The 24,999-nt window shown below is 59.5% G+C and carries 25 protein-coding genes; 17 read left to right on the top strand and 8 right to left on the bottom strand.

All coding sequences use genetic code 11. The annotated features are described in order from the left end of the window. Positions 1-15 precede the first annotated feature (15 nt). The 9 genes from LG327_RS07100 to hemW all read left to right on the top strand — a co-directional run bounded on the left by LG327_RS07100 (position 16) and on the right by hemW (position 8,619). The gene (locus LG327_RS07100; protein ID WP_404367748.1) at positions 16-720 is read left to right on the top strand and encodes a YggS family pyridoxal phosphate-dependent enzyme; all 705 of its coding nucleotides are present in this window, start codon (positions 16-18) and stop codon (positions 718-720) included. A gap of 54 nt (positions 721-774) precedes the next feature. Continuing rightward, positions 775-1,623 carry a pyrroline-5-carboxylate reductase gene (gene proC / locus LG327_RS07095; protein WP_404367745.1) on the top strand — a complete coding sequence of 283 codons (849 nt, stop codon included), beginning with the start codon at positions 775-777 and terminating at the stop codon, positions 1,621-1,623. 76 nt (positions 1,624-1,699) lie between these two features. Beyond that, complete coding sequence (locus tag LG327_RS07090) at positions 1,700-2,284, top strand: YggT family protein (protein WP_404367742.1); 585 nt, start codon at positions 1,700-1,702, stop codon at positions 2,282-2,284. Positions 2,285-2,519: 235 nt separating this feature from the next. Next, a complete protein-coding gene (locus tag LG327_RS07085) occupies positions 2,520-4,484 on the top strand; it encodes a dynamin family protein (RefSeq protein WP_404367740.1) in 1,965 nt (654 codons plus the stop codon). Positions 4,485-4,646: 162 nt separating this feature from the next. Next, positions 4,647-5,795, top strand: coding sequence for a homoserine O-acetyltransferase (locus LG327_RS07080; protein ID WP_404367737.1), 1,149 nt, complete (start codon positions 4,647-4,649; stop codon positions 5,793-5,795). Beyond that, entirely contained in the window at positions 5,792-6,397 is a 606-nt protein-coding gene (gene metW, locus LG327_RS07075; protein ID WP_404367734.1) for a methionine biosynthesis protein MetW, read from the top strand. The genes LG327_RS07080 and metW overlap by 4 nt, the downstream gene beginning before the upstream one ends. Continuing rightward, positions 6,397-6,855, top strand: a complete 459-nt coding sequence (locus LG327_RS07070) for a DUF4426 domain-containing protein (protein ID WP_404367731.1) — start codon at positions 6,397-6,399, stop codon at positions 6,853-6,855. Before metW ends, LG327_RS07070 begins: the two co-directional genes overlap by 1 nt. Beyond that, positions 6,852-7,469: an RdgB/HAM1 family non-canonical purine NTP pyrophosphatase gene (gene rdgB / locus LG327_RS07065; protein WP_404367728.1), complete on the top strand. Its 618-nt coding sequence runs from the start codon at positions 6,852-6,854 to the stop codon at positions 7,467-7,469. Before LG327_RS07070 ends, rdgB begins: the two co-directional genes overlap by 4 nt. A gap of 7 nt (positions 7,470-7,476) precedes the next feature. Then, a complete protein-coding gene (gene hemW, locus LG327_RS07060) occupies positions 7,477-8,619 on the top strand; it encodes a radical SAM family heme chaperone HemW (protein ID WP_404367725.1) in 1,143 nt (380 codons plus the stop codon). Positions 8,620-8,638: 19 nt separating this feature from the next. Here hemW and trmB read toward each other — a convergent pair whose 3' ends face one another. From trmB to LG327_RS07045, 3 genes are all read right to left on the bottom strand, one after another. Beyond that, entirely contained in the window at positions 8,639-9,367 is a 729-nt protein-coding gene (trmB, locus tag LG327_RS07055; protein ID WP_404367721.1) for a tRNA (guanosine(46)-N7)-methyltransferase TrmB, read from the bottom strand. 107 nt (positions 9,368-9,474) lie between these two features. Next, on the bottom strand, positions 9,475-10,995 hold the full coding sequence (locus LG327_RS07050; protein WP_404367718.1) for a YifB family Mg chelatase-like AAA ATPase: 1,521 nt from the start codon (positions 10,993-10,995) through the stop codon (positions 9,475-9,477). Positions 10,996-11,095: 100 nt separating this feature from the next. After that, positions 11,096-11,344 carry an accessory factor UbiK family protein gene (locus LG327_RS07045; RefSeq protein ID WP_404367716.1) on the bottom strand — a complete coding sequence of 83 codons (249 nt, stop codon included), beginning with the start codon at positions 11,342-11,344 and terminating at the stop codon, positions 11,096-11,098. 453 nt (positions 11,345-11,797) lie between these two features. Between LG327_RS07045 and glnK the strand changes: the two genes are divergently transcribed. Next, positions 11,798-12,136, top strand: a complete 339-nt coding sequence (gene glnK, locus LG327_RS07040; protein WP_092020784.1) for a P-II family nitrogen regulator — start codon at positions 11,798-11,800, stop codon at positions 12,134-12,136. A 74-nt stretch (positions 12,137-12,210) separates the two neighbouring features. Next, entirely contained in the window at positions 12,211-13,479 is a 1,269-nt protein-coding gene (locus LG327_RS07035) for an ammonium transporter (protein WP_404367713.1), read from the top strand. A gap of 81 nt (positions 13,480-13,560) precedes the next feature. Here LG327_RS07035 and LG327_RS07030 read toward each other — a convergent pair whose 3' ends face one another. Together LG327_RS07030 and speE are read right to left on the bottom strand one after the other, a co-directional pair. Then, complete coding sequence (locus tag LG327_RS07030; protein ID WP_404367711.1) at positions 13,561-14,112, bottom strand: hypothetical protein; 552 nt, start codon at positions 14,110-14,112, stop codon at positions 13,561-13,563. 297 nt (positions 14,113-14,409) lie between these two features. Then, entirely contained in the window at positions 14,410-15,294 is an 885-nt protein-coding gene (speE, locus tag LG327_RS07025; RefSeq protein ID WP_404367708.1) for a polyamine aminopropyltransferase, read from the bottom strand. 226 nt (positions 15,295-15,520) lie between these two features. Between speE and speA the strand changes: the two genes are divergently transcribed. From speA to LG327_RS07005, 4 genes are all read left to right on the top strand, one after another. After that, positions 15,521-17,431 (top strand): biosynthetic arginine decarboxylase, encoded by a 1,911-nt coding sequence (gene speA / locus LG327_RS07020; protein ID WP_404367705.1) that lies wholly within the window; start codon positions 15,521-15,523, stop codon positions 17,429-17,431. A gap of 116 nt (positions 17,432-17,547) precedes the next feature. Further along, positions 17,548-18,177 (top strand): sigma-70 family RNA polymerase sigma factor, encoded by a 630-nt coding sequence (locus LG327_RS07015; protein ID WP_404369272.1) that lies wholly within the window; start codon positions 17,548-17,550, stop codon positions 18,175-18,177. Next, positions 18,174-18,815, top strand: coding sequence for a ChrR family anti-sigma-E factor (locus tag LG327_RS07010; protein WP_404367703.1), 642 nt, complete (start codon positions 18,174-18,176; stop codon positions 18,813-18,815). Before LG327_RS07015 ends, LG327_RS07010 begins: the two co-directional genes overlap by 4 nt. Positions 18,816-19,077: 262 nt before the next feature. Then, positions 19,078-19,593 carry a phosphate-starvation-inducible PsiE family protein gene (locus LG327_RS07005; RefSeq protein WP_404367700.1) on the top strand — a complete coding sequence of 172 codons (516 nt, stop codon included), beginning with the start codon at positions 19,078-19,080 and terminating at the stop codon, positions 19,591-19,593. Positions 19,594-19,619: 26 nt separating this feature from the next. On the opposite strand, the gene LG327_RS07000 is transcribed toward LG327_RS07005, so the two are convergent. From LG327_RS07000 to LG327_RS06990, 3 genes are all read right to left on the bottom strand, one after another. Beyond that, complete coding sequence (locus LG327_RS07000) at positions 19,620-20,357, bottom strand: tellurite resistance TerB family protein (protein WP_404367697.1); 738 nt, start codon at positions 20,355-20,357, stop codon at positions 19,620-19,622. A gap of 304 nt (positions 20,358-20,661) precedes the next feature. Further along, a complete protein-coding gene (locus tag LG327_RS06995; RefSeq protein ID WP_404367695.1) occupies positions 20,662-21,129 on the bottom strand; it encodes a hypothetical protein in 468 nt (155 codons plus the stop codon). Positions 21,130-21,207: 78 nt separating this feature from the next. Then, positions 21,208-21,942, bottom strand: a complete 735-nt coding sequence (locus LG327_RS06990) for an SDR family NAD(P)-dependent oxidoreductase (RefSeq protein WP_404367692.1) — start codon at positions 21,940-21,942, stop codon at positions 21,208-21,210. A 201-nt stretch (positions 21,943-22,143) separates the two neighbouring features. Here LG327_RS06990 and LG327_RS06985 point away from each other — a divergent pair, with 201 nt between their 5' ends. Both LG327_RS06985 and tcdA read left to right on the top strand, forming a co-directional pair. Further along, positions 22,144-23,919, top strand: coding sequence for an acyl-CoA dehydrogenase C-terminal domain-containing protein (locus LG327_RS06985; protein ID WP_404367689.1), 1,776 nt, complete (start codon positions 22,144-22,146; stop codon positions 23,917-23,919). Positions 23,920-24,155: 236 nt separating this feature from the next. Further along, positions 24,156-24,959, top strand: a complete 804-nt coding sequence (gene tcdA, locus LG327_RS06980) for a tRNA cyclic N6-threonylcarbamoyladenosine(37) synthase TcdA (RefSeq protein WP_404367686.1) — start codon at positions 24,156-24,158, stop codon at positions 24,957-24,959. The last annotated feature ends 40 nt before the right edge of the window (positions 24,960-24,999 follow it).

The raw sequence follows: 24,999 nt of genomic DNA, 5'->3' as shown, positions 1-24,999 counted from the left end.
CGCCGGATTTGCACTATGACCAGCATAGCAGACAACCTCGGGAGCGTAACCCGACGCATACAAAAAGCAACATTGGCTGCCGGCCGCGCGCCACAGGAGGTCCAGCTGCTTGCCGTGAGCAAGACCCGGGGCCCGGACGAGCTGCGTCTGGCCGCCGCCGCCGGTCAGACGGCCTTTGGCGAAAACTACCTGCAGGAGGCGCTGGACAAGATGAAGGCCCTCGCTGATCTGGAAGATCTGGAGTGGCATTTCATCGGCCCCATCCAGTCCAACAAGACCCGGGACATAGCCGGCCAGTTTCACTGGGTTCACAGCGTTGACCGCCTCAAGGTCGCCCGCCGCCTGAGCGAACAGAGGCCCGCCGGCCAGCCTCCCCTGAACATCTGCCTTCAGGTCAACATCAACCGGGAAGCCAGTAAATCCGGCTGCACCCCGGAAGATCTTCCGGAGCTGGCGGCTGCAATTGCCGAACTGCCCGGCCTGAGCCTGCGGGGGCTGATGGCCATACCCGACCCGGACCAGCCTGACGGGGATCTCAGACAGAGCTTTCGCGCGCTCGCCCACGCCCTTGAGAACCTGCGCGCCGGGGAACCTCGGCCAGGCCCGCTGGACACCCTTTCCATGGGGATGTCCGATGACCTGGAGATGGCCATTGCCGAAGGCGCCACCATTGTGCGCGTGGGCACGGCGATTTTCGGCGAGCGTCACCCCGGGAGCTGAATCGGCTTTATCCTGTTACTATTCTTACACACACTCGCCAGACGGGGTTTTACCGTGAGCAGATCTCCAACCATTTCCTTCATCGGTGCCGGCAACATGGCCAGTGCCATTATAGGCGGCATGCTGGACAGCGGCTTCCAGGCCACAAGCCTTTGGGTCAGCGCCCCTGACGACAGTCACCTGCAGACCATCAAACGCCGTTTTGGCGTCAGCGTCACTACCGACAACCGTCACTGCGCCCAGCAGGCTGACCTGGTGGTACTGGCGGTCAAACCCCAGGTGATGCGCCAGGTATGTGAAGACATAACGCCCATTGTCCAGAACACGCGCCCGCTGGTGGTTTCCATCGCTGCCGGCCTTGAGGCTGCAACCCTGGATGAATGGCTGGGCGGCGGCTTGCCGCTGGTGCGGGTCATGCCCAACACCCCCTCCCTCGTCGGGAAAGGGGCCGCCGGCCTTTTCGCCAACGACCAGGTCAGCGGGAAACAGCGGGAGATGGTGGAAAGCATTTTCAGCAGCATAGGTACCGCTCTCTGGGTGGAAAAAGAGTCACTTCTGCACGGCGTAACCGGGCTGTCCGGCAGTGGCCCGGCCTATTTTTTCCTGATGCTGGAAGCGCTCGAAGAGGCCGCCACTGAAGCGGGACTCGAGCGCGAGACTGCCCGCGCCCTGGCCATCCAGACCATGGCAGGGGCCGCCGAAATGGCTGCGCGCAGCGAGCATGACCCGGCGCAGCTGAAGCGCAATGTCATGTCTCCCGGGGGCACCACCGAACAGGCCATCAATACATTTGAGCAGGGCGGCATGAGAGACCTGGTCCGCAAGGCCTACCGGGCAGCATTTGACCGCTCCGAACAGATGGCAAAGGAGCTTGCCAGTCAGGGCAGCAACGGAAAAACCTGACAGGGGAACGTCCTGGCTGCAAGCCGGGGCGACTGCCACTACCAAAAGATGATGATTCACAACGGAGTTTTCTTTCATGCTGGCGCAGATCCTGATCACCTCTCTGCAGATTATCTCGACCTTTTACATGACAATCGTCCTGTTACGTTTCCTGCTTCAGCTGGCCCGCGCTGACTTCTACAACCCCATTTCCCAGTTTGTGGTCAAGGCCACCAGCGCCCCACTGCGCCCCCTGCGCAAAATCATCCCCGGCTGGGGCAGCGTTGACGGGGCCGCGCTCGTGCTTGCCATTCTTGTCCAGATGATCACTTTTCTGCTCATCCTTATGGCGCTCAGTGGCGGGCTGCCCTCCATCAACCCCCTGACGCTCCTGACATGGTCTGTCATTACCGTGCTCAGCCTCATCGTAAAAATCTACTTCTGGTCCGTGATCGCTGTGGTGGTGGTCAGCTGGATCGCACCAGGCAGCAACCATCCTGCAATCCAGCTGGTCTCCCAGATTACCGAACCGGTCATGCGCCCGGTACGCAACGTGATGCCTTCCCTGGGCGGCCTGGACCTGTCACCGATCGTGGTCTTCCTGATCCTCAATGCCATTTCCCTGATGATCAACGAAATGGCGATGGCAGCCGGTCTTGGAAGCATCGGCGTAGTGCTGTGACACAGACCTCACGGAAACAACATTTTACAATCTGAAACGCGATGTAACGGCCGATGCGTCGGCCGCACACAACTGATTAACAAAGATTTTTTGACCAGGCAGCCGACCTCTGGTATACAAGTGTGTCCTGATTGCATACAGGTTCACGGACCTCCGTCCGCGGACCGCCTAAGCTGTCACAAGAGACCAGTCACGCGCCTTCCCCTGGCGCACCCAGGATCAGAAGGCCGGCGCAATGAATTCAAACGGAAGCTTGTCGCAGCAGGTTGAGGCGTACCACGCCTGGAAGAAAGAGCTTATCCGCCAGATAAGCCGGTATCGGCTCTGGCTCCAGGACAACGACCTTTTTTCCGACGATATCAGCAACCGCATCCGCCGGGGGCTTGAACTGCTTATTGAAGATGAGCTTACAATCGCCTTTGTGGGGGAGTACTCCCGGGGCAAGACCGAGCTGATCAATGCTCTGTTTTTTGCAGATTACGGCCAGCGCATGCTGCCTTCCCAGGCAGGCCGCACCACCATGTGCCCCACCGAGCTGTTCTATGACCGCACGGAAAACCGGAATTACCTGCTCCTGCTACCCATAGAAACCCGCCGGGGCGAACGCTCTTTGCAGCAGCTGCGGCGGGAAGCGGAGCATTGGGTGCGCCACGATCTCGACGACCGCGACCCGGAAGTCATGCGGGAGGTCCTGGCAGAAGTGGCCAGGGTGAAGAGCGTGTCCAGCAACGAGGCGCGGGAGCTGGGCTTTGACCAGGACATGCTGGAGCACGACCGCCAGAACCCGGGCCAGGTACTGATCCCGGCCTGGCGAAGCGCCCAGATAAGTATCCGGCACCCCCTGTTTGAGCGTGGGCTTCGCATTCTCGATACTCCTGGCCTCAATGCCCTGGGCTCGGAGCCGGAACTGACCATCACGCTGCTGCCCAGCGCCCACGCTGTAATCTTCCTGCTCAGTGCAGATACAGGGGTTACCGCCAGTGACATGACCATCTGGAAAGAGCACATAGCCACCGAAAACGCGGACCATCGTGCCGGCCGGTTTGCGGTGCTCAACAAGATCGACGTGCTCTGGGATGACCTTCAGGGTGAGGCCCACACCCGTGAATCCATCAACAGGATCAGGCACTACACCGCAGATCACCTGGGCATCCGGCCCGCTGATGTGCTGCCGGTATCTGCCAAACAGGGCCTGATTGGCAAGGTGCGCAAGGATGACGCTCTGTTCCGGCGCAGTCAGCTCCCGGAGCTTGAGCGTCTGATCATCGATCGCATTCTGATGCAGAAAGAGCAGTTGATCACCCAGACCCTGATCAACGATCTCGTGGGCATGCTCCAGAACAGCCAGGCTGCCATGCAAAGCCGGCTGGACAACCTGCAGGAGGAACTTGCCGCGTGCTCGGAAACTCACATGGACCGCGATGCCCTGGGCCGTCTGGCCGACCGGGCGCAGCAGGATTATGATTTCTATTACAGGAAACTGATTACCCTGCGCTCCAGCCGGCGCCTGATGCAGTCCCAGGGCAACACACTCGAGGAACTGGTGAGCGAGGAGCGTTTTGAAGGCCACGTGGAAAAAGTCCGCGAGCTGATGACATCCAGCTGGACGACCGCAGGCATGAGCCGGGGCATGAACCATTTCTTTGAACTGCTGGAGGGCGACCTCACCAACCTGATGAGCGAGGGCAATCTGGCAGAGAAAATGGTGGGTGCCATTTACCGCCGCTACAATGAAGACGCCCGGGCCCGCCATCTTGAGCCCATACCCTTGAGGGCGGGCCGCCATGTGATTGCCATACGCGAGCTGCGCAAGAAAGCCAACCGATTCCGGCGCAACCCCCGCAGCATGTTGACCGAGCAGACACTGCTGATCCGGCGCTTCTTCAATGTCATTGTCGGGGAGGCCCGGACCCTGCATCAGCGGGTGCGCAAAGATGTTGAGCGCTGGCCGGAAGAGGCACTGCTCCCGATCATGCAGTACTCGATGGAACAGAAACAGCTGCTGGAACACCAGATCCGCCGTATCCGGGACATGGTCCGGAATGACAAAGGGGCCAGGGAAGAGCGGGCGAGGCTCCAGGACACCATCGCTGACCTTCGCCGGCAACTTGAACTGGCAGAAAACATGCACCGTCAGATCCGCAAACCCGCCCCCACCCTCATTCAACAGAAAGTGGTCAATATTTCCGGCATCGCGTGATGCCGGCTGCGGGCGCGCTGGTTGCAGCCGCCCCTCCCCCCCTTTAAACTGCTTGGCTGACACCGGCCTGGTCCGGCTACCCGACGGCCCGGACATACGCCCATTTCCCGGGGCGGCTCATGGCCACTCCACTACCGATCGATTCAGGAAACCATCGCATCGATGCCCGATTCCCTGCCAGCGGACTCCGTAGGAATAGTCATTCCGCAAACCCTGCACTTTGACGAGCCAATTTCACTCGCCTGCGGCCGGACACTTGCTTCCTGGGATCTGGTCATCGAGACCTACGGCACCCTTAACCGGGACGCCAGCAATGCCATCCTGATCTGCCATGCCCTGAGCGGACACCACCACGCCGCCGGCTACCACAGCGGAGACGAGCGTAAGCCCGGCTGGTGGGACAGCTGCATCGGCCCGGGCAAACCTATTGATACCTCCCGGTTTTTCGTGGTCAGCCTCAACAATCTTGGCGGCTGCAACGGCAGCACAGGCCCCAGCAGCACGGACCCTGCCACCGGCCGGCCCTATGGCCCCGACTTCCCCGTAATCACTGTAAGAGACTGGGTCCAGAGCCAGGCGATGCTGGCGGACCGGCTGGGAATTGACTGCTGGGCGGCAGTGGTGGGTGGCTCCCTGGGTGGCATGCAGGCCCTGCAGTGGAGCCTTTCCTACCCCGACCGGCTGCGGCATGCGGCGGTAATTGCTTCCACTCCCCGCCTCACGGCACAGAACATCGCCTTCAATGAGGTAGCCCGCAAGGCCATCACCTCGGATCCGGAGTTCCACGGCGGGCGCTATTACGATCACAATGTCATCCCCCGGCAGGGCCTGATGCTCGCTCGCATGGTGGGTCACATTACCTATCTCTCGGACGCCTCAATGGGCGAGAAATTCGGCCGTGAACTGCGGGACCAGGCTTACAAATTCGGCTACGACGCCGAGTTCCAGGTGGAGAGCTATCTGAGGTACCAGGGCGAACGTTTTTCAGAGTCTTTCGATGCCAATACCTATCTTCTGATGACCCGGGCGCTGGACTATTTCGATCCGGCCTACGAGTTCGACAACAACCTGGCGAAGGCCATGGAACAGGCAAAATGCGAATTTCTGGTGCTGTCTTTCAGCACCGACTGGCGATTTACGCCGGCGCGCTCCGCCGAACTGGTCAATGCCATGATCGCCGCCAGACAGCGGGTGAGCTACGCCGAGATAGACGCTCCCTGGGGCCATGATGCCTTTCTGATCCCGACTCCCCGTTACACCGACGTATTCAAAGCCTATCTCGACCGTGTGGGCCGGGAGGTGGGTGCATGAGACCCGACCTGGAAATCATCGGCCAGTGGATCAGACCCGGCAGTCACGTGCTGGATCTGGGATGTGGCGACGGCGTTCTGCTGGACTACCTGCAGAAGGAGAAGCAGGCTTCGGGATTCGGCCTGGAGATCAACCCGGACGACATAACTGCCTGCATGGCCCGGGGTGTCTCGGTGATCGAGCAGAACCTCGACACCCAGGGCCTCGGGAACTTTGACGACCAGACCTTCGATACCGTGCTGATGACCCAGGCCCTGCAGGCCGTGCGGCGCCCGGATCTGGTGCTGGATGAAATGCTGCGACTGGGCCGGGAAGGCATTGTAACCTTTCCCAATTTTGCCTATTGGCGCCTGCGCTGGTATTTAATACGTAAGGGGAGAATGCCGGAATCGGAGACACTCCCCTACAAATGGTACAATACGCCCAACATCCATCTTTGCACGTTCAAGGATTTTGAGGCGCTCTGTTACCGCAAAAATGTTCGCATCAAAACCCGCACGGTGGTCGACGGGGAACACCGTGACCGATGGCTCAGCCGTCTCTGGCCCAACATGCTGGGCCAGATAGCCATCTACCGGATCACCCGGCAAGAGGAGGACTAATGACAAACCCTATCCGCACCACAGTGACCCTTTTGACAGCATTCATGCTGGCGATCCTTGCGCCAGCTGTGTCGGCAGACTCGGTTGACTTCGGCGACTACAAGGTCGAGTACAGCATTTTTCCCAGTACCTTCCTGAGCCCGGAAATAGCCGAGCAGTACAAACTCCAACGCAGCCAGTCCATCGGCGTAGTCAACGTCAGTATCATGAAAAAGCAGGACGATGGCGGCCTGAAGCCGATCTCCGGCCAGGTGGAGGGGCAGGTCTTCAACGACATACAGCAGAGCAACTTTCTCGGCTTTCGCCGGGTCACCGAGGGTGAAGCCGTGTATTTTCTCGCCCAGTTCCAGTACAGCTCGGGTGAACTGCTGACTTTCCAGATCACGGCCCGCCCCCAGGGCCAGGATCTGGAGCTTCCGATCCGGGTGACCCAGACCCTCTATGATGACCGCCAATGAGCAGCCAGAGAATGCAACTGGTCATCGCCAGCAACAACACCGGCAAGCTGAGGGAATTCGCGGACCTGCTCTCGCCACTGGGGATTCAGCCGGTAGCGCAGAAGGACCTCGGGGTCACCGAGGCGGACGAGCCAGCCGTTACCTTTGTGGAAAATGCCATCCTCAAGGCGCGCCACGCCTGCGTCATGACGGGGCTGCCCGCTCTGGCCGATGATTCCGGGCTGGCGGTGGATGCACTGGGCGGGCAGCCCGGCGTCCGCTCTGCACGGTTTGCCGGTGAGAGCGCCAGTGACGCGGACAATGTTCGCGCCCTGCTGGACGCCCTTGCGGGTGTACCCGAGGGCGAACGCCGGGCCCAATACCACTGCGTGCTGGTTTACCTGGCCCACGCCAAGGATCCCACACCGCTGATCTGCCATGGACGGTGGGAAGGCGAAATACTGACAGAGCCCCGGGGCGAGGGCGGATTTGGCTACGATCCGGTCTTTGAGGTCACTGAAACCGGCTGCACAGCCGCAGAGCTGTCACGGACGGAAAAGGGCCGCATAAGTCACCGGGGCCGCGCCCTGAGATCGCTGATGGACCAGCTGGCCCTGATCACACCGGCCAGGTGAGCCTGCAATGAAAGAAGGTTTCCCCGGCCTCCCGCCGTTGAGTCTCTATATTCATGTCCCCTGGTGTGTGCGCAAGTGCCCCTACTGCGATTTCAACTCCCACGCCTACACGGGCGAGCTACCAGAGCAGGCATACCTGAAGGCACTCCTCAGTGACTTTGAGCAGGAACTGCCGGCCGCAGCTGGTCGGTCCATAGAATCGGTATTCATTGGGGGTGGCACGCCATCCCTGATGTCACCGGCGTTTTTCCAGCAGCTCTTTGAAGGCCTTCGACAGAAACTCAGCTTTGCAGAGGACTGCGAGATTACCCTCGAGGCCAATCCTGGCACAGTGGAGGCCGGCCGCTTCCAGGGTTTCCGCGAAGCCGGCATCAACCGGCTCTCCATTGGCATCCAGAGCTTCGATCCTGCCCAGTTGAAGGCACTGGGCCGCATCCATGACGAAAAGGCTGCCCACAGGGCCGTCGAAGCGGCGCTTTCTGCCGGCTTCAGCAACTTTAACCTGGATCTCATGCACGGATTGCCCGGCCAGTCGCCAGAAGCTGCGACTGCCGATCTTGAGGCGGCCCTTGCCTGGAAACCGCCCCATCTGTCCTGGTACCAGCTGACCCTTGAGCCAAACACGGAGTTTTATTCCAGACCGCCGGATCTTCCGGATGATGATCGCCTCAGTGACATTTATGATGCCGGCGCGGGGCTTCTTCGGTCCTCAGGCTATTCGGATTACGAGATTTCTGCCTGGTCCCGGCCCGGCCGGGCCTCAAGGCACAATCTCAACTACTGGACCTTTGGGGACTACCTGGCGATTGGAGCCGGCGCCCACGGCAAGGTCACCAGCCCGACAGGCAGTATCCGGCGATACTGGAAAACCCGCCAGCCTGAGGCCTATCTCAACCGGATCGGAAATTTTCTGGCCGGCAGCAGCGACATCGAGCCGGACGAACTGCCGCTGGAATTCCTCATGAACGCACTTCGCCTGAATGAAGGCGTTCCTGAGCACCTGTATGCAGAACGCACCGGCCTGTCCCTCGACTCCATCACAGCCACCCTGCACATCCTTCGCAAAGAGGGCCTGATGCACCAGGGCCGGCTGCAGGCAACGCCCCTTGGCCGGCGTCACCTGAACACACTGCTGGAACGGTTTCTCTAACGCTTCCTCTGAAACATCCTCAGTTGGTGCGGCGGAACACCAGGTCCCAGACACCATGGCCCAGACGGGCGCCACGCTGCTCGAACTTGGTGACCGGCCGATACTCCGGCCGGCTGGCAAACTGGCCTTCGCCCTCGGCATTGGCAAAACCTTCCGAGGCGCTGAGCACTTCCATCATGTGCCCGGCATAGTCTTCCCAGTCTGTGGCAAGGTGGAAAATGCCGCCCACCCTCAGCTTGTGCCGGATGCGCTGGACAAATTCCGGCTGAACGAGCCGCCGCTTGTGATGACGCTTCTTGTGCCAGGGGTCGGGGAAAAACAGCATCACCCGGTCCAGCCAGGCATCCGGCAGACAGTGGTCGATCACTTCATTGGCATCAATGGCGTAGATCCGGACATTCTCCAGACCCCGGTCTTCGATCTCTTTCAGCAGGGCCCCGACACCGGCCTGGTGCACCTCCACTCCGATGAAGTCCTGCTCAGGCGCCGCCTCAGCCATGTCTGCCAGGGAATGCCCCATGCCGAAACCGATTTCCAGGTTGAGCCAGGCTTCCCGGCCAAAAACTTCCCGCGGGTCGATCACCCCCTGCTCCCGGGTAAGGCCATATTTGGGCCAGCAACGCTCATAGGCCTTCTTCTGGCCTTCGGTCATGCGGCCCTGGCGCAGTACAAAGCTGCGAATGCCCCGGCGCGTAGTCACCGGCTCCCTGGGGGGATTGGTATCAGATGAATCATGCTGCTCTGTCATTGCTCTCCCTCACGGTGATGCGGCTCACCGGCTGCTCTGGCATGAAATAAAGAACTTCAGTTTACCAGAGGATAGCCGGTTGCGCGCTCGATGGGAGAGGCCAGGTTCTATACCTGTGGCACTGCCTGAGTCCGCGGCCGGTCCAGTTTTCGATAACCCAGAGCCTCCACCAAATGGGGACGGCCTATGGCTTCCTCTCCCGCCAGGTCAGCGAGGGTTCTCGCCACCCGCAGGATGCGATGCAGAGCGCGAGCTGACAGACCGAGCTTTTCCATGGCGCGGGACAGCAGCAGCTCGCCTTCCTCGCCTGGCGCACAATGCTGGTTGAGCAGCCTGCCCGAAAGCTGGGCATTCACGCACCCCCGGGCCACCTGGAGCTGGCGGGCCGCCTCCACCCTGGTCCGGACCTGGGCGCTGTCTACTGGCTCGGCGGTCCGTTTCATGAGCACATCGCCACTCTGCACAGGAACTTCCACATGGAGGTCAAAGCGGTCCAGCAGAGGGCCGGACAGTTTGTTCTGGTATCGCATCACCTGCTGGGGCGAGCACTGGCAGTCAATGGAGGGGTGGCCCCGATAGCCGCAGGGGCAGGGATTCATGGCGGCTATCACCTGAAACCTGGCGGGATAGGTCAGCTGGCGGGCAGCCCGGGAAATCACGATCTCGCCGGATTCCATGGGCTCCCGGAGCACTTCGAGCACCCGACGGTCGAATTCCGGCAGCTCATCCAGGAAAAGCACGCCACGATGGGCCAGGGAAATCTCCCCCGGTCTGGGGCTGCTGCCGCCACCGACCAGGGCCACGGAGGAAGCCGTGTGATGGGGTGCGCGGTAAGGCGGTCGGCGCCACTGGCCGTGACGCACCGGCAGCCCCGCCACCGAGTGAACACTGGCCACTTCCAGAGCATCGGCATCAGTCAGGGGCGGCAGAATGCCGGGCAGGCGGCTCGCCAGCATGCTTTTGCCTGTTCCCGGAGGCCCAAAAAGCAGAAGATTGTGACCGCCAGCCGCAGCAATCTCCAACGCCCGCTTGGGAACCTGCTGACCCCTCACATCGGAAAGATCCGGGGCTTCCGGGTCCGTGTCCCGCAGAACGACTGGTTGCAGAGGCGCCAGTCGTTCAGAGCCGGTCAGATGGGCACAGACACCCAACAGATGATCCGCAGCCATCACATCGTCACCGCCAGCGAGGGATGCCTCCTCGGCATTGGCGGAGGGAATCAGCATCTGCCGGCCGTCGGCCCGGGCCGCCAGAACTGCCGGCAGCACACCGCGGACAGGCCGCAGGGCGCCATCCAGGGACAGCTCTCCGACGCACTCGACCCCGGTCAGGCCTTCCATGGGAAGCTGGCCGGAGGCCGCAAGGATGCCCAGAGCAATGGCCAGGTCAAAACGGCCGCCCTCTTTGGGCATGTCAGCGGGAGCAAGATTGATGGTTATGCGTTTGGCCGGGAACTCAAACCCGGCATTGAGCAGAGCGCTACGCACCCGCTCCCGGCTTTCCTTGACCCCGGTTTCCGGCAATCCGACGATAGAAAGCGCCGGCAGGCCATTGGAGAGATGGATTTCCACGGTTACCGGGGGTGCGGAAACGCCCAGCCGGGCGCGGGTATGAACAGTTGCAAGCATGACAGCCTTCCCTGGTGTCTTTGTATGAAGTCAGTGCGCCCCTTCAGGGTGCAGCAATATCAGTATGGTGGCCTGCGTCCTGCAGCCACCTGCCGGCCTGTCAGCCAAGCTTCCGTTCAAGCTCGGCGACCTGCTTTTCAAGTGCTTCAACTTTTTCCCGTGTCCGCATCAGTACCGCCTGCTGGGCGTCAAACTCGTCACGGGTCACCAGATCCAGTTTGGCGAGCACGCCCATTACGGCGGCCCGGGCGTGATTTTCGAAGTCATCCTTCGCCGCGCGGGCCATATCAGGGACGAACTGGCCAAACTGGCCCTGCAGCTGATTCAGAAAATCCTGGGGTCCTTTCACAATCCACCTCTTTCTGGAAGATCTCCGGCGCTGGCAGATTCCAGGGCCGGAAGATTTCGGATAGCTGATTCGCGCCAATCCGGAATTCTCGACGAAGATCCCATTCAAACAGGACACTATTGACGCCACAATGAAGGCGTGGAGTGTAACATAACCGGCCGCCTGCCATACTGTCGGCGATGCTCCGGGCGGGTCTTCTGTCCGGAACCGGCGTTCTGCACCAGACTGGTTCATTGCGTTGACCAATGCTCTATAATGGCGCACCCAAATGGGCCATTATAGAGCCAATATCGGCTACGCCATTGTTATTAAACTGTTTTTTTGCGTTGGCACACCCGATGCTAGAAGCCTTGTACGCAATCCGCACAGAGTGTGCGAGGTGGCAGCATCCCGAACCCGTTACCAGCATCCCAGGATCCGATGTACCGGGGCGGCTTTACCAAGGAGAAACCAATGAAACTTGTGACAGCGATCATCAAGCCTTTCAAGCTGGACGACGTTCGTGAGGCGTTATCCGAGATTGGCGTACAGGGCGTTACCGTAACCGAAGTAAAAGGCTTCGGGCGTCAGAAGGGACATACCGAGCTTTATCGCGGTGCCGAGTATGTGGTGGATTTCCTGCCCAAGGTCAAAGTGGAAGTTGCCATCGGTGACAGCCTGCTGGACCAGGTCATCGAATCCATCACCAAGGCCGCCAACACCGGCAAGATCGGCGACGGCAAGATCTTTGTGACAGAGCTCGAACAGGCCATCCGGATTCGTACCGGCGAAACCGGTGAAGAAGCGGTCTGATCGCTATCTGAACCGGAAGCAAGCCAGCGCAAAAAAACAGTAACCCCTGACAGGCCTCGTGCGGAGGGCTTCACATGGAAAGCAATCTTTTTCAGCTACAGTACGCTATAGATACCTTTTATTTTCTCATTTGCGGCGCATTAGTAATGTGGATGGCAGCAGGCTTCGCCATGCTGGAATCCGGCCTTGTACGCGCCAAGAACACCACCGAAATCCTGACCAAGAACGTCGCGCTCTACGCCATCTCCTGCACCATGTACCTGGTCTGCGGCTACGCGATCATGTACGACGGCAACCTTTTCCTGTCCGGCATAGGGAGCGTTGATTCAGCCAGCATTCTGGGCGATTTCGCCGCCCGTGAAGACGGCTTCGAAGGCGGCTCCATCTATTCCGGCGCCTCCGACTTCTTCTTCCAGGTCGTGTTTGTGGCAACAGCCATGTCCATCGTGTCCGGCGCTGTCGCCGAGCGCATGAAGCTGTGGGCCTTCCTGGTGTTCGCCGTGGTCATGACCGGCTTCATCTACCCGATGGAAGGGGCCTGGACCTGGGGCGGTGCTTCCGTGTTCGGCATGTACACTCTCGGTGACCTTGGTTTCAGTGACTTCGCCGGTTCAGGCATTGTTCACATGGCTGGTGCGGCTGCTGCTCTTGCCGGCGTAATCCTGCTGGGTGCCCGCAAAGGCAAGTACGGGCCCAACGGCGAGATCCGCGCCTTCCCCGGCGCCAACCTGCCGATGGCGACACTGGGTACCTTTATCCTGTGGATGGGCTGGTTCGGCTTTAATGGCGGCTCGGTACTCAAGCTCGGGGACATCAACAGCGCCCACTCTGTCGCCATGGTGTTCCTCAACACCAATGCCGCAGCTGCCGGTGGCGGTATAGCCGCGCTGATCGCGGCTCGCCTGATGTTTGGGAAGGCTGACCTCACCATGCTGCTGAACGGTGCCCTGGCCGGACTGGTAACCATTACAGCCGAGCCCTCCACGCCCAGCGCACTGACGGCTACCCTATTCGGCGCAATCGGCGGCGTGCTGGTGGTCTTCAGCATCGTCACCCTGGACAAGCTGCGTCTGGATGACCCGGTCGGCGCCATTTCCGTCCACGGCGTATGCGGCCTGCTGGGCCTCCTGCTGGTGCCCCTCACCAACAGCGATGCCAGCTTCTCTGGCCAGATCATTGGCGCCCTGACCATCTTCGTCTGGGTATTCGGTGCCAGCATGATCGTCTGGGGAATTCTCAAGGCGGTCATCGGAATCAGGGTTACCGAAGAAGAAGAGTACGAAGGGGTGGACCTGTCCGAGTGTGGCATGGAAGCCTACCCCGAGTTCGTCAGCTCGAAATAACACGGAGCTGCAGTACGCAGGGGCGCCTACGGGCGCCCTTTTTGATGGGTGCCTGCCCGGTGTCTGACACCGCAGCTTTGCTCAGAAGCGGTAGCGAATCCCTGCCCCCACAAAATTCGACCCGCCCTTGATTCCGTCTATAAGCCCGAAAACGCCGGAGCGATGATGAACGCGCACAAAGCCGCCCCATTGCCCCGCGGACGGAGGCGCAAACTCCAGCTCCGCCATCAGATAGTTGAGAACTTCGGAAGACTTCTCGTTCGGGTCCCCGCTGGGCTCAAGAGACGGCGGCTCGGTTGCCCAGGAAATCCCGTGCCCAAACGCAAATGCCGGGGCCACCAGTTCTTCCAGAATGGGAAGCTGCCATCGGGCAAGGTAAAGGGCGTTGAACTCAAAGTTGGTCTGGTCTCCCCAGTGGCGAACCACCTGCCCTTCAACGTCCCACTCCAGGCCCCAGAAATCCGCCAGGGGACGGCCGATGGCCAGAGCAGCCAGGCGGGATCGTGAGGACAGTTCAACATTTACCGGGGCAACCAGTTCCAGGAATGATGAAGGAGAATAGGTGGCGGCGTATACGCTGACATAAGTCCGTTCCGAGGCCGCTGTCAGACCGGCAAAAAGACTACTGAGCAACGATATGCCAGCGCATGCAACAGACGGGAGAACCCTGTGCGGACCTGGCCAGGGGCGCGCCAGATTTACCTGTGCGCGCTTTCCCCGCGCACGGCATCGCTCACTGAGAATCTGCTTCCAGACTGGCCAGCGCCTCATTCCAGAACCTCGGTCAATCCCCTGTGCTTATCCGCATTATGCAGAGCCGCCTCCTTTTCACGAAGGACAGGAATCCGCTCCTGCCATCCCTGTCGAACTGCTACGCGTCCCTGAGTGGGCCTGTATAATCCGGACCTCCGAAAAAGCCGGCTTGCCGGGTCAGTCTATTGCTTCCCGGGGAGGCCGGTCTTCCAGCGCATCAATCATGAACTGGGGCTGAGCCAGCGCGGCCCTGTGGATGCCTTCGTTGTAGTAACGGGTCACGAATGGGCGCTCTGCAGCATCAGCCTCGCGGAAATACTTCAGCGGCTTTTCCTTGCCAGCCATGGTGCAGCTCCACCAGCCAGTGGGATAGACCGGCTGGGGGAATGGCAGGGTCTGAACATGGTCGAAGCCGGCTTTTTTCATGTCATTGTGCACGTCACGGATGATGGTTTCCGTATGCAGCAGGGGCGACTCGCTCTGCTGAACCACAATGCCGCCCTCACGCAGCGCCATCACGCAGTCCCGGTAGAAGTCCACGGCGAACAGCCCTTCTGCCGGACCCACCGGGTCGGTGCTGTCGACAATGATGATGTCCACACTGCCGGGCTCAATGTCCCGCATCCACTGGATGCCGTCCCCGAAAAAGAAATTGGCACGCGGGTCTCCATTGGACTCGCAGAGTTCGGGGAAGTACTTCTCGGACAGGCGGGTGACCCGTTCATCAATCTCCACCTGCCAGGCTTCTTCCACACCGGGATGGCGCAGAACCTCTTTCAGGGTTCCGCAGTCGCCACCACCGATGATCACCACCTTTTTCGGATCCCTGTGGGTAAACAGGGCGGGATGGGTCATCATCTCGTGGTACAGGAAGTTGTCACGGGTGGTCAGCATGACGCAGCCGTCGAGCACCATCAGGTTGCCAAAGGTTTCGGTCTCGTAGATCTCCAGCGTCTGGAACTCGCTCTTTTCCTCGTGAAGCTTGCGCTTAACCTTGAGGGAAAAAGCCGTGCCCTGGTCCTGAAACACCTCAGTAAACCAGCCCTCGTTCAATGCGGTCATGTCTGATCTCCACCCCTGTTGAATCTTCTGATTTGTCCGCCATCAGCGGATCCACGATCTCTGCGCTATTGTAGGGGGCATGGCTTCCGAGCTAAAGCACCGGAAAGGATTTATCCCGAGGCTTTCAGTCGCTGAGCCTTTTAGCCTGACTGCTGAACTCTTACAATGCCCCTGCCTGCCGGCACACGACCGGTAATCGCCCCGGCCTCTGCACAGGAACAGCACAATGACTGAAGTTACCGGCACCAACGCCCAGAAGGTTTACAACATCTCCCACTGGAGCGATGGCTACATTGACGTCGATGCGGCGGGCGACGTGGTGATTCGCCCCGACCGCGGCCGTTCAGGCGAGGACATCAACCTGCCGGAACTGGCCAGAACTCTGGCTGAAGGCGGCACCCAGCTGCCTGTACTGGTGCGCTTTACCGACATCCTGCACGACCGGGTCAATACCCTGTGCAATGCCTTCAACTCGGTGGCCAGCGAGCAGGGGTACCGGGGTTCTTACACTGCCGTCTACCCCATCAAAGTCAACCAGCAGCGCCGAGTGGTGGAAGAGCTGATCCGCGCCGAACCGGCCGCCAGCCGGAAACAGATTGGCCTTGAAGCTGGCAGCAAGCCGGAACTGATGGCTGTACTGGCACTGGCAAAGGATAAGGGCTCGGTGATTGTCTGCAATGGCTACAAGGACCGGGAATACATCCGTCTGGCCCTGATCGGCCAGAAACTGGGCCACCAGGTGTTCATCGTGGTTGAGAAGAAGACCGAGCTGCCGCTGATTCTGGAAGAGGCTGCCAGACTTGAAGTTCAGCCGCTGATCGGCGTGCGCGCCAGACTTGCCACTATTGGCAAGGGCAACTGGCAGAACACCGGGGGTGAGAAGTCCAAGTTCGGCCTGTCCGCCAGCCAGATACTGGATGTGCTGCAGCACCTGAAAGAAGCCGGCGCCCTGGATTCCCTTCAGCTTCTGCATTTCCACCTGGGATCCCAGATTGCCAACATCCGCGACATCCAGACAGGCCTGCGGGAATGCGCCCGTTTCTATACCGAACTGCGGCAGCTCGGTGCCCCCATTGGCACGGTGGATATCGGCGGTGGCCTGGGCGTTGATTACGAAGGCACCCGCTCCCGCAGCAGTTGCTCGATCAACTACAGCATGTCCGAATACGCCTACAACGTCATTCACACCCTGCAGGCCGAGTGTGACCGCACTGGGACGCCTCATCCCGATCTGATCAGCGAGTCCGGCCGGGCCCTGACCGCACATCACTCGGTACTGATTACCAACGTTACAGACCGGGAAACCCCCGACGACCGGATTCCGGAGGCCCCTGCGAGCACTGCACCCGGCCCGCTGCAGGATCTCTGGCGTGACTATCAGAGCCTGCAAGACACGGCTTCGACCCGGTCACTGGTTGAGATCTATCACGACGTCCTTCACGCGATGAGCGACGTTCATGCCCAGTTTGCCCACGGCCTTCTTTCACTTGTCTGGCGGGCCGAGGCGGAAGGGCTTTACATAGCCAGCTGCCGGCTGCTGCGGAGCCAGCTCACCACCAGCAACCGGGCCCACCGGGAAGTGATTGACGAGCTGAATGAAAAGCTGGCGGAAAAGCTGTTTGTGAACTTCTCGCTTTTCCAGTCCCTGCCCGATGTCTGGGGCATCGACCAGGTTTTCCCGGTACTGCCACTGTCCGGTCTCAACCGTCCACTTACCCGGCGGGCGGTAATCCAGGACATCACCTGCGATTCCGACGGGCGAATTGACCGTTATGTGGAAGGCCAGGGCATGGAAACAACCCTGGCCCTGCCGGAGGATGACCCGGAAAACCCTCAACTGGTGGGTTTTTTCATGACCGGCGCCTATCAGGAAATTCTGGGGGACATGCACAACCTCTTTGGCGATACCCACTCGGTGGATGTACAGAGAGACAGCGAGGGCAGGTTTCGCATCAGTGACCCCATTGAAGGAGACACGGTGGCCAAGGTGCTGCGCTACGTGAATTTTGAACCCGAAGCACTGGTCGCCGCCTACCGTGAGAAGTTCCGAACCAGTGGGCTGCCGGCGAAAGAGCAGATGCAACTGCTGGCGGATCTGGAGAACGGCCTTAACGGATATACCTATCTGGAGGAATGATGCCGGCGCTGGTACAGAGATAATTTTAGCGGCTCATGATCTGCCACTATAGACATGCCGTACATACCGTCACTGACATTTGCAGGGCGAGTGCTAAAATGATCCAGACCAACACAATGAAAGCCACGGCCAAGGAGCGCCCGGTGTCCACACTGGAGCCAAAGACAGCAAGAGCCGAGGGGCGCAAAGACCCCTGGAGCCAGCTGCTGGAAAAAGTCGGCAAGAATCAGGACCGCGAGGCCTATCATGCCCTCTTCCAGCATTTCGCCCCGCAGCTAAAGTACTACGCCATGGCCAATGGCATGGCGAGCCATGCTGAAGAGCTTGTGCAGGAAGTGTTTGTGTCCATCTGGCGGCGGTCCTGCCTTTATGACTGGCGCAAGGCAGCAGCTTCTACCTGGATTTTCACTATTGCCCGTAACCAGCGCATCGACATGCTGCGCAAGATGCGGCGCACCAGTGCGGAAATACAGGTCGAGACGGAAGATCTGTGGCAGATTCCGGGAGATAACGCCGAGGATGACCCAGTCACCTCGCTGCATCGCATGATGTCAGAACGACGGATTCGAGAATCCCTGCAGCATCTGCCTGAGGAGCAGACGACTGTGATTGCAAAAGTGTATATGGAAAACAAGTCTCATCAGATGGTCGCTAACGAGCTGAATATTCCGCTGGGGACAGTAAAAAGCCGTGTGCGCCTTGCCCTCAACAAGCTCAAAGTGATCCTTCAGGACCAGAACGTATGACTTCGCATCATCCTGAGAGCCTAACCCTGATGGAATTCAGTGCGGGTAATCTGAGCGATCCCCATGCGCTCTGCATCCGTCTGCATCTGGATCAGTGCCCTCACTGCCGCAGCCGTGTCGATATGCTCGAGAGTCTGGGCGCAGTGATGATGGAACAGCAGGACCAGGTCAGTGTATCCGAGTCCGCTTTCGACTCCATTCTTGCCCGCATTGAGTCAGAGCCGAGGCAGGAAAACCGCACCCACTCAGCTCAGCGCCCCATGGGCCCTTTGCAGAAACTGCTTGGTGACGATCTCAACAGCCTGCCATGGAAACGCCAGCTGGGCGACGTGAGTATCCTCGATATCAGCGACCGGTTTCCGGACCAGTCGGAACAGGTGGTGCTGCAGAAACTCACCGCGGGCGGCAAAGCACCGGCTCATACCCACCGTGGACAGGAAACAACGATAGTGCTTCAGGGCGCCTTTGCTGACAATAAAGGGGTTTTCCACCAGTGGGACTTCGTCGTGCTCAATGAAAAGGACGAACACAAGCCTGTCGCACTGGAAGGCGACGACTGCATCACCCTGTCGGTTCTCAGCGCTCCGCTGAAGCTGACTGGCATGTTTACCCGAATGTTGAACCCGTTTATCCGCTAGGCTTCGCCTCCACTCCAAAGCCGCGCGCGCTTGCTGACCATCGGTCAGAGGGTTCAGAGGCGGATCAGAGAAAGAGTTGAGTCACTGTCTGTGCACAGGGTCCAGTTTTTGCAACAGAGTCGATGCAACTCCGTAGATCTCTGGTTTATGGGACATTAACTGCAGAATTTAGGGTCTTGGTGCCATGAAACTGATGTCTGCATCTGAAATCGTCCAAAGAGCCTGATTCGGAAAGCTTTCGCGACCTTAATGGAGAGTTCGAATGGCCGATGATGATAAAGAAGCAGGGCCTGGCCAGTCACCGCCAGAGAAACGGCACGAACTCCATCAGGAACTTCCGACTGATTTCCCCGATCCTCTGTTCCGAGGCCTGCACCACATCATTCGCTTTGCGATCCGGGTGCTGGCGGTTTTGATGGTGGCCGTCATCCTATGGGGTGTCGGCGATGTTATTTACATCATTTACGACAGACTGGTCACGCCACCTATCCTGCTTCTGACTATTAACGACATTTTCTACACTTTCGGCGCCTTTATGGCGGTGCTGATTGCAGTGGAAATTTTCATTAATATCCGGCTTTATCTTGGCACCAATGTCTTTCCAGTACAGCTGGTTGTCGCAACCGCGCTGATGGCCATTGCCCGGAAAGTGATCGTACTGGATTTTGATACATTGACGCCCATGTACCTGATCGGTATTGCCGCCACCACGCTGGCGCTTGGTATTACCTATTGGCTGTTGCGACGGAGCAATCAGTCTCAGGAGTGGGATGACTGATTGCATTTTCCGCGGAGGCTGCCCGGCTATATGCCTGTGGCACTCTGAATTTGCCGTTCCAGCTCTCTGGCAAGGCCCGGCTCCAGCCTGAGGGCAACAGCCAATTGGTCCAGCCAGGCCCGCTCCATGGGATTCTGATCGTCAATCATAACTGCGCTCACGATGTAGATTTCCCGACTCGCCTGAGGAGAGTCCGTATTCCGGGCCAGCGCACTGGCGTCCAGAGGAGCGTCGAATTGCTGCTGAATCCAGGCGTGCAGCTCGTCGTCCGGCCCGAGCTTTTCGATCTCGGCAGTGAGCAGCGCGCGCTCGTTGGCGTCAACATGCCCATCGGCCCTTGCCGCCATGATCATGGCTTGCAGTATTTCCAGTCCGCGCTGTTCCTGGGCATTGCCTTGCAGCTGCTCCAGGGGCTGGCCCTGACGAAGGGTTTCAGGTCCCTGGCTGGAGGATTGTGCCTGATAGTTCTGATAGGCTTTCCACGCCAGCACACCAACACCCGCCAGGGCCCCATATTTCAGAGCTTTACCACCCATTTTCCGCCCGCGTTTCGACCCCAGCATCAGACCGACAGCACCACCGCCGAGCAGGCTCTTCACATCGATGCTCCCAGAGCCTGCGGAGCCTGAACCTCTGGATCCCTGTCCACTGAACTGCGATGCGAGATTTCCCACAATCCGATTCACATCGGAACTCCCTACGGCGTCACTCTGGTTGACCGAAGCCTGGTTCATCAATTGCTTGAGAATGTTCATGGCATTCATCTGTTCGCTCCCCAATCACATGTGTGGATAGTCTGGTCGTTTTGGTTGCAGGTATTTTCATATACGCTGGTATGACCGCCCTGCTCAACTTTGGTGCCCGAATGCAGAAAAGAGATCAAACAACAGATTTCTCGTAATGCTTGCCCCTGGAATCGAAGCGTCAGTGTATAACCAGTGCAGGCAAGGGCCCGGAGTCGAACGAGGAGGAAGGATAGTGAGGATCCGACAGCAAGCCACGGCGGTCGCCGCGACCGCCTGCCTCGCCCTGGCCGGATGCGGCGGCAGTGGACTGGGGCGGGGTGACTCACCGCAGCCAGATGCCGGACTGGATGCCACCTATACGTCTGAGTGGACTGCCGGAATCATCGATCAACCGCAGCCAGATGCACCCGCGGCGACCCTTGTCGCGGTCCGTACTGGCACCCACGACGGCTTCGACCGGATCGTCTTCGAGTTTGACGGCCGGCTTCCCGGCTATCACATTGAGTACATTGATCAACCCGTGCGTAAGTGCGGGTCTGGCAAGGCCACCCGGATGGCCGGCGATGGCTGGCTCGAGGTCCGGATGTATCCTGCGAATGCGCATAACCGGGAGGGCCGGCCGACGGTTTCCGAGCGTGAGCGTATGCCGAACCTGTCCGTGCTCTCCGAGCTGGAACTGACGTGCGATTTCGAGGCCGTCGTGACATGGGTCTTCGGTGTCGACTCGCCGAACCGCTATCGGGTCCACGAGCTGGGCAGCCCGCCGCGCCTCGTCGTTGACCTGCGACATTGAGATCCGCCGTTTCGCTGAGCGTGGCACACCAGGTTCCCGGCCCCATCGGGCTGACTGGCATCCAGAATCTACCGTTTACCAGGGCAGATCCCCACCATCCCAGTCCACAAACCGTCCATTATCCTTTTCCGTCAGATTGTCGAAGATGGTCACCATGTTGCCAGCGGTGTCAGCCGGCTTGTGCACGTTCAATTGCTCCAGTGACTGTTTAAAGGGCTCGCTCAGCGCCGTAAGGGTAGTGCCCGGATGCACGGCTACGCAACACACCTTCTTCATTCGCCTTGGCAGCTCAATGGAAAGATTTCGCACAAACATGTTCAGGGCCGCCTTGGAGGCGCGGTAGGCATACCAGCCGCCCATGCGATTGTCTTCCAGCGAGCCCACCTTTGCGGAAATGGCCATGAAGCGCTTGGGATCATTGTGTTCCAGCCAGGGGAGAAGCGCCTGTACAAGCATGGGGAAGGCAATGGCATTGACGGAGAAGGCATGGCTGAGGTTTTCCGGATCCAGGTCCTCGAGCCGCTTTTCCGGTTTTAACCCTTCGCCGTGCAGCAGGCCGGTGGCGTAGATCAGACCATCCATCTGGATACCTTCGGGCAGCAGATCGTCAAGATTTTTCCTGAAGTGCGCCGGCTCTGAGGCATCCCATGCTCCCAGGTGCAGCCGCCCTTCGTGTTCTCCCAGCCAGCTCTTTTCATCTTCCGGTGCGCGGCAAAGGCCCCACACCCGGATGTCGTCAGATTCAAGCAGTTTTTCCGCAATCGCACGACCGATACCGCCTGTTGCCCCCGCCAGCACTATGTTGCGCATAAAATTCCTCCTTTCCGGATTTGAATGTTTTACCGCTGCGGTCAGATATAAAAAAATACGCTGTTCTTCCACTTTCAGACCGGAATCGGTGAACCAGGGCATTCAAACGACCGTATGAAAACCTGTCATTACCCAGAATCGGCAAATGCCCGTCTTTCAAAAGGCGGGAAAGGCAATGTCTACCTGAGAGCGAGATCAATCATGAAGTACCAGGCACCTCTTAACGATATCCGGTTTCTCCTGAACGATGTACTTGGTGTGGACGAGCTTCATCACCTGGAAAAATACGCAGACGCCACACCGGACCTGATCGACGCAGTGATCGAGGAAGCCGCGCGGGTGACGGCGGAAGTAATCCATCCCACCAACAGCGTGGGAGACCGCCAGGGCTGCAAATACAACCCGGACACCCACGAAGTAACCACTCCGGACGGCTTCAAAGACGCCTACCAGCAATTCGTCGAGGGTGGCTGGACTGCGCTGGATGCTCCGCTTGAATACGGTGGCCAGGGTCTGCCCCACACCCTGAAATTCATCGTGGATGAGATGGTGTGCTCCACCAATCTGTCCCTCGGAATGTACGCAGGGCTGACTCACGGTGCTATTAGTGCCCTTTACCGCCATGGTTCCGACGAGCTCAAAAAGACCTATCTGGAAAAGCTGATCAGTGGCGAATGGACCGGAACCATGTGCCTGACCGAGCCCCAGTGCGGCACCGACCTGGGCATGATCCGCACCAGGGCCACTCCCCAGGATGACGGTTCCTTTGCCATCGAGGGCACCAAGATCTGGATCACCGGCGGCGAGCACGATCTGGTGGAAAACATTGTGCATCTGGTACTGGCAAAGCTGCCCGGCGCACCCAACACCACCAAGGGCATCTCCCTGTTCCTGGTGCCCAAGGTGATCCCTGACACAGGCGAGCGCAACCCGGCCTTCTGTGGCGGGCTGGAACACAAGATGGGCATCAAGGGTTCAGCAACCTGCGTAATGAACTTTGAAAGCGCCAAAGGCTGGCTGGTGGGAGAGCCCAATGACGGTATGCGGGCCATGTTCACCATGATGAACGAAGCCCGCCTGATGGTGGGCATGCAGGGCCTGGGGCTGGCTGAAATGGCCTGGCAGGAAAGTCTGGGCTTTGCCCGGGATCGCATCCAGGGCCGGTCCCTGAGCGGACCGAAGAATCCTGATGCGGCCGCGGACCCGATCATCGTGCACCCCGATGTGCGCCGCATGCTGATGCGCCAGAAGGTGCTAAACGAAGGCATGCGGGCCCTTGCCCTGTTCACCGGCCAGCAGCTGGATCTCTCAGTTGCTCATCCTGACGAAGCCGCGCGGGAGGCGTCCGACGATCTGGTGCAGCTGCTGACCCCGGTGGTGAAATCCTTCCTGACCGATGAAGGCTTCAACAACAGCAACGTGGGCCTGCAGGTGCTCGGGGGTTCCGGCTTCACCACTGACTGGCCGCTGGAGCAGCTGGTCCGCGACGGCCGGATTGCCCGCATTTACGAAGGCACCAACGGCATCCAGGCCATGGATCTGGTAGGCCGAAAACTCGGCCTCAAGGGAGGCCAACTGGTGAAAAGCCTGTTTGGCGTGCTGGCCGCCTACCTCAAGGAAACACCGGAAGCTCCTCATCGCGAAGCTCTGAAGGGAGCAATCAAGGCCCTGGAGGAAGCTACTATGTGGATTGCCACCAATGCCCCGAGGGACCCGGAGCAGGCCGGTGCCGCTGCCACCCCTTATCTGCGTCTGATGGCCCTTACCGTCATCGGTTACCTCTGGTCACGCATGGCCCAGATAGCGGGCACGCAACTCACGGCGGGAGAAGGCAACCGGGCCCTGCTGGAAAGCAAGCAGATCTCCGCGCAGTTCTATTTCGAAAAGATCCTGCCGGAGGTCAACTGGCTGCTACAGGACATCACCAGCGGTAAGGAGTCCATCATGGCGTTCGGTGACGATCACTGGTCTGCCTGAGGAATCCACCGACACCACATTCCGGCCTACCCTGACTGACAGCTGGCAGCATACGACATCGCTGCCAGCGCCAGCACGGCTATTATTCTGAACTCCTGTTTATCTGCCGCGCACTGCGCGGCTTTTTTCTGGCTGTACATCCCTCCGCTTTCCGTGTGTCCCACTCCTGCCTCTGCACAAGTCGCGGCCTTGCGATACAATGCGGAGCACTAAATGACTCCCGGGACCCATGAAGCATGATCCTGTCCGAAGATTATTCCCTGAGATTTGGCGGCATTGAGCGGCTTTATGGCCGCCGGGCGCTTGCGGCATTCCGGGAAAGCCATATTGCCGTGGTTGGCCTGGGCGGTGTCGGCTCATGGGCCGCCGAGGCTCTGGCCCGAACAGGAATAGGCGCCATCACCCTGATCGACATGGACGATGTGTGCGTTTCCAACACCAACCGTCAGCTTCATGCCCTGGCCGGGAACTATGGCCGCACCAAGACTGATGCGATGGCTGAGCGCCTGCGGGCCGTCAACCCTGAAGCGGATATCCGTGTGCATTTCGGCTTTGCCACGCCAAAGAACATTCCGGATCTCTTCGGACCGGATCTCACCGGAGTAATCGATGCCATAGACAGCGTCCGGCCGAAGGCGGCCCTGATCGCCCACTGCAAGCGCCGGAAGATCTCCCTTGTCTGCGCGGGCGGCGCGGGCGGGCAGATGGATCCCACCCAGATCCAGGTGGGGGACCTGAGCCGCACCACCCAGGATCCATTGCTGGCAAAAGTCCGTAATATGTTGCGGCGGGAATATGATTTCTCGCGGAATCCGAAACGCCGGTTCGGAATCGAGGCCGTGTACTCGCTTGAACAGCTCACGTATCCTGCGGCTGATGGTGAGGTCTGCCTACAGAAGCCGGTAACGGATGGTCCAGTGCGACTCGACTGCGCCTCAGGGTTTGGTGCCTCCAGCCCGGTAACCGCCACTTTCGGCTTCGTGGCGGCCTCCCGACTGATCAATCGTATTGCGGCGAAAGCGAAAAGGAGCCCGGATTAGGAGGCTGCGCGCACGGGCAGGCAAGACCACCCCGGTCTTC

This window comes from Marinobacter sp. (assembly GCF_044799475.1).
Taxonomy (GTDB): domain Bacteria; phylum Pseudomonadota; class Gammaproteobacteria; order Pseudomonadales; family Oleiphilaceae; genus Marinobacter.
Note: the sequence above shows the minus strand (reverse complement) of the source record. Positions and strands in the feature narration are given on the sequence as shown.

What these genes read in the sequence shown, in the direction of transcription:
- LG327_RS07100 (WP_404367748.1), top strand. Translation starts at nt 16, where the DNA reads ATGACCAGCATAGCAGACAACCTCGGGAGCGTAACCCGACGCATACAA.
- LG327_RS07090 (WP_404367742.1), top strand. Translation starts at nt 1,700, where the DNA reads ATGCTGGCGCAGATCCTGATCACCTCTCTGCAGATTATCTCGACCTTT.
- LG327_RS07085 (WP_404367740.1), top strand. Translation starts at nt 2,520, where the DNA reads ATGAATTCAAACGGAAGCTTGTCGCAGCAGGTTGAGGCGTACCACGCC.
- LG327_RS07080 (WP_404367737.1), top strand. Translation starts at nt 4,647, where the DNA reads ATGCCCGATTCCCTGCCAGCGGACTCCGTAGGAATAGTCATTCCGCAA.
- metW (WP_404367734.1), top strand. Translation starts at nt 5,792, where the DNA reads ATGAGACCCGACCTGGAAATCATCGGCCAGTGGATCAGACCCGGCAGT.
- LG327_RS07070 (WP_404367731.1), top strand. Translation starts at nt 6,397, where the DNA reads ATGACAAACCCTATCCGCACCACAGTGACCCTTTTGACAGCATTCATG.
- rdgB (WP_404367728.1), top strand. Translation starts at nt 6,852, where the DNA reads ATGAGCAGCCAGAGAATGCAACTGGTCATCGCCAGCAACAACACCGGC.
- hemW (WP_404367725.1), top strand. Translation starts at nt 7,477, where the DNA reads ATGAAAGAAGGTTTCCCCGGCCTCCCGCCGTTGAGTCTCTATATTCAT.
- trmB (WP_404367721.1), bottom strand. Translation starts at nt 9,367, where the DNA reads ATGACAGAGCAGCATGATTCATCTGATACCAATCCCCCCAGGGAGCCG.
- LG327_RS07050 (WP_404367718.1), bottom strand. Translation starts at nt 10,995, where the DNA reads ATGCTTGCAACTGTTCATACCCGCGCCCGGCTGGGCGTTTCCGCACCC.
- glnK (WP_092020784.1), top strand. Translation starts at nt 11,798, where the DNA reads ATGAAACTTGTGACAGCGATCATCAAGCCTTTCAAGCTGGACGACGTT.
- LG327_RS07035 (WP_404367713.1), top strand. Translation starts at nt 12,211, where the DNA reads ATGGAAAGCAATCTTTTTCAGCTACAGTACGCTATAGATACCTTTTAT.
- speE (WP_404367708.1), bottom strand. Translation starts at nt 15,294, where the DNA reads ATGACCGCATTGAACGAGGGCTGGTTTACTGAGGTGTTTCAGGACCAG.
- speA (WP_404367705.1), top strand. Translation starts at nt 15,521, where the DNA reads ATGACTGAAGTTACCGGCACCAACGCCCAGAAGGTTTACAACATCTCC.
- LG327_RS07015 (WP_404369272.1), top strand. Translation starts at nt 17,548, where the DNA reads ATGAAAGCCACGGCCAAGGAGCGCCCGGTGTCCACACTGGAGCCAAAG.
- LG327_RS07010 (WP_404367703.1), top strand. Translation starts at nt 18,174, where the DNA reads ATGACTTCGCATCATCCTGAGAGCCTAACCCTGATGGAATTCAGTGCG.
- LG327_RS07005 (WP_404367700.1), top strand. Translation starts at nt 19,078, where the DNA reads ATGGCCGATGATGATAAAGAAGCAGGGCCTGGCCAGTCACCGCCAGAG.
- LG327_RS07000 (WP_404367697.1), bottom strand. Translation starts at nt 20,357, where the DNA reads ATGAATGCCATGAACATTCTCAAGCAATTGATGAACCAGGCTTCGGTC.
- LG327_RS06995 (WP_404367695.1), bottom strand. Translation starts at nt 21,129, where the DNA reads ATGTCGCAGGTCAACGACGAGGCGCGGCGGGCTGCCCAGCTCGTGGAC.
- LG327_RS06990 (WP_404367692.1), bottom strand. Translation starts at nt 21,942, where the DNA reads ATGCGCAACATAGTGCTGGCGGGGGCAACAGGCGGTATCGGTCGTGCG.
- LG327_RS06985 (WP_404367689.1), top strand. Translation starts at nt 22,144, where the DNA reads ATGAAGTACCAGGCACCTCTTAACGATATCCGGTTTCTCCTGAACGAT.
- tcdA (WP_404367686.1), top strand. Translation starts at nt 24,156, where the DNA reads ATGATCCTGTCCGAAGATTATTCCCTGAGATTTGGCGGCATTGAGCGG.